The sequence below is a fragment of the Mycobacterium sp. E3298 genome, from assembly GCF_001666895.1.
Classification (GTDB): Bacteria; Actinomycetota; Actinomycetes; order Mycobacteriales; family Mycobacteriaceae; genus Mycobacterium.
Genome location: NZ_LZJB01000186.1, coordinates 1 through 2,927 on the forward strand (window position 1 = coordinate 1; position 2,927 = coordinate 2,927).

Sequence of the window (2,927 nt, forward strand, 5' to 3'; positions counted from 1 at the left end):
GCCGACCTCGTCCCGCACGGCCGACTCGCAGTGGCCGCAGCTCATCCCGTCGACCCGGTATTCGCTGGTGACCATGGTCCTCCTTCCGGTGGATGCCTCGGGTGGATACCCGATGGCGATACACCTTCGGGCGTCACCTCCATCATGAGTGGGTTCGTACGCTGGTGGCAGCACGATTCTGCCGGATCACGGGACGGGACGTCAGGGCTGGGACAACAACAGCAGCACCCGACCCGTGGCAGGGGGCGCCGGAAACGCGCCCTCGTCGAAGCCGTAGTACTTGCGCTGGTCGGCCGTGACGGCGTCGATCACCTTGCCGGTGGCCGTCAGCTCGCCGTCGTGGACGCGCGCCATCATGCCCTTGAAGTCCGGGACCGCCATCGAATCGGCGAGCATCAGCGCCTCCCCGCCGGTGGCCAGCGTCACCAGCACGCCGGCCCCGGCGTAGTTGTTGCCGCCACGGCCCCGGCCTAGCGGCGCCCAGTAGACGGGCGCCGAGGCGACGGCGCCTTTCACCCTGCGGTATTCGCCCGCATGTTGGGTGTCGGCGACGGTGACGACCGGCAGGGCCGCGATCGTTCGTTGCTCCTTGAGCCAGAGCCCACCCAACGGAACGCAGACGATGGCGTACATCAAGAGCACCAGGACCAAGACGGGCTTCCAAGGGATTTCCCAGCCGAGCCGGCGTGGCGAGATCGCCAGGCCGCGCAGCTGCGTGTCGAGCCGGCGGCGTCCGAATCGAAAGACGTACCAAGCCAATACCCGCGCCAGCGCCATGACCGCGAGGATCGTCAGGCCGGCCATGCCGCACACCCGCCAGTAGAACGTGCTGTCGCCCTGGTTGGCGGTGGCCGCCCACATGACGGCGGGGATCGGGGCGGTGATCAGCAGGAGCAGCGCGTACGACGGGTGACTGGTCAGGTACGGATAGGTCACGCGCCAGGCGGGGTTACCCCCGTAGACGGTCACCGGCCCGACATCGGCGTGCACCGTCGGTGTCCACGACCCCTGCACAATCCGCGGCCGCACGAGCGAGCGGACGAAGAAAAATCCGAAGACGAGCGACACCACGAGCGCTCCCCAGAAGGTTCCGTCGAGCCGTTCGCCGGTGCCGGGCACGCCCATGGCGCCCCGGATATCGATCACCTTGCCGACGAAGAACGTCAACGGCATCACGAAGAAGAACTCGGTCAGCCAGGTCTGGATTAGCTGGGGAATGCGCGCGCCAAGTCGGTCGAAGGCAAGTACACGTTGCCAGACGAAGCTCAGCACGCCCATGAGCAGCGACCATATCGACCTGACGCGGTAGCGGCAATCTTTTTGGTGCGGCTAAGGGCGCTTTGCCGCGCGGAAACCCTCAGACGTAGCCCACGCCGATGTCCACCGAAACCTGGGTCGCCGTGACCAGCCGCGACTGGTCGGAGGCGAGCCAGGCGACCGCGTCGGCGATGTCCTCCGGCTGGGCGATTCCCTCGGGCAGTAGCGGCTTGTGCAGTCCCCGCAGGTGCGGGTAGGTGTCGGCGGCCGCGTGCAGCGCTTCGCGCATGCGCCCGGTGCCCATCGGTGTCGCCACCGCGCCGGGGTTCAGGCTGTTGACGCGGATGTTGTGCCTGCCGAGCTCGGCGGCGAAGGCGCGTGCCATCCCGACGACGGCGTGCTTGCTCGCCGTGTAGTGGATCATGAACGACTGCATGTTGATGCCCGCGGCGGAACCGATGAGGATGATCGAGCCGCCGGTGCCCCCGTCGATGATGTGCTGAGCGCCGGCCATCACCGTGTTCCAGGTCCCGGTGACGTTGGTGTCGATGGTGTCGCGGAACGCTTCGGCGCTGATCTGGTCCCACGGCGCGGGACTGCAGATTCCGGCATTGGCGACGATGATGTCGAGGCGACCCAGTTCGCCCACCGCCCTGTCGACGGCGGCGGTGAGCGCTTGGAGGTCGCGGATGTCGACGGCTTCGGTGATCGCCCGTTTGCCGTTGGCGCTCACCAGCCTTGCCGTCTCCGCCAGGTCCTCGGGTGTCGGTGAATCGTAGGGAACGCTCGGCGGCAATGGCCCGGCGATGTCGACCGCGATGATGTCGGCGCCTTCGGCGGCCAGGCGTACGGCGTGCGCGCGGCCCTGCCCCCGCGCGGCGCCCGTGATCAGCGCAACCTTCCCCGAAATGGATTGATTCATGGGTTGTTTCGGCTCCTCTCGGCGGGGGCTTCCGCCACGCCCATGCGGTCCCTGGCAGGGCGGGTCGTTTCCCTGTTCTGAATTCGACTCGGCGAGCGTAGCGTCGAGCTGACGCTGCCGGACAGCCGAAAGGAAAGATTATGACCGTCACCGTTGTCGACGCGGGTCCACGGCAGGTAAGCCGGTCGGTCGAAGTGGCGGCGCCGGCCGCGGAGCTGTACGCGATGGCCGCCGATCCGCGGCGACACAGCGAGTTGGACGGTTCGGGTACCGTGCGAGCCAACATCAAGGCTCCGGCGGAAATGGCTGTGGGGTCGAAGTTTTCGACCAACATGAAGATGTACGGCCTGCCGTATCGCATCACCAGCACGGTGACCGCCCTCAAACCCGGCGAATTGGTTGAATGGCGTCATCCGTTGGGGCACCGGTGGCGCTGGGAGTTCGAGGCGCTTTCGCCGAGCCGGACGCGGGTCACGGAGACGTTCGACTACAGCCGGGCCGGTGCGGTCAAGAATGCGCTGAACTACTACCAGCTGATCGGTGCGGTGAAGGGGAATACCGCCGGCATCGAAGCGACGCTGGCTCAGTTGCGGGATCGCTACGCCGGATAACGGTTCTGCGTGCGGGTGAACAAAATCGGGAGCCCTCTCGTGGCTGCACCGTGGACAAAATCGAATCCGTGACCGCGCCCGTCGCCACCGGTTCCCGTGTGGCGCAGTCCCTGACGCTGTCGGGCCAGCTGATCAGC

General features: G+C 67.0%; 3 protein-coding genes. 1 reads left to right on the forward strand and 2 read right to left on the reverse strand.

All coding sequences use genetic code 11. The annotated features are described in order from the left end of the window. Positions 1 to 201 precede the first annotated feature (201 nt). Together A9X05_RS08800 and A9X05_RS08805 are read right to left on the reverse strand one after the other, a co-directional pair. Positions 202 to 1,278 carry a hypothetical protein gene (locus A9X05_RS08800; RefSeq protein WP_067754182.1) on the reverse strand — a complete coding sequence of 359 codons (1,077 nt, stop codon included), beginning with the start codon at positions 1,276 to 1,278 and terminating at the stop codon, positions 202 to 204. A gap of 79 nt (positions 1,279 to 1,357) precedes the next feature. After that, the gene (locus A9X05_RS08805; RefSeq protein WP_067780664.1) at positions 1,358 to 2,179 is read right to left on the reverse strand and encodes a mycofactocin-coupled SDR family oxidoreductase; all 822 of its coding nucleotides are present in this window, start codon (positions 2,177 to 2,179) and stop codon (positions 1,358 to 1,360) included. 140 nt (positions 2,180 to 2,319) lie between these two features. On the opposite strand from A9X05_RS08805, the gene A9X05_RS08810 reads away from it, so the two are divergent. Next, positions 2,320 to 2,790 (forward strand): SRPBCC family protein, encoded by a 471-nt coding sequence (locus A9X05_RS08810; RefSeq protein ID WP_067754177.1) that lies wholly within the window; start codon positions 2,320 to 2,322, stop codon positions 2,788 to 2,790. Positions 2,791 to 2,927: the final 137 nt, after the last annotated feature.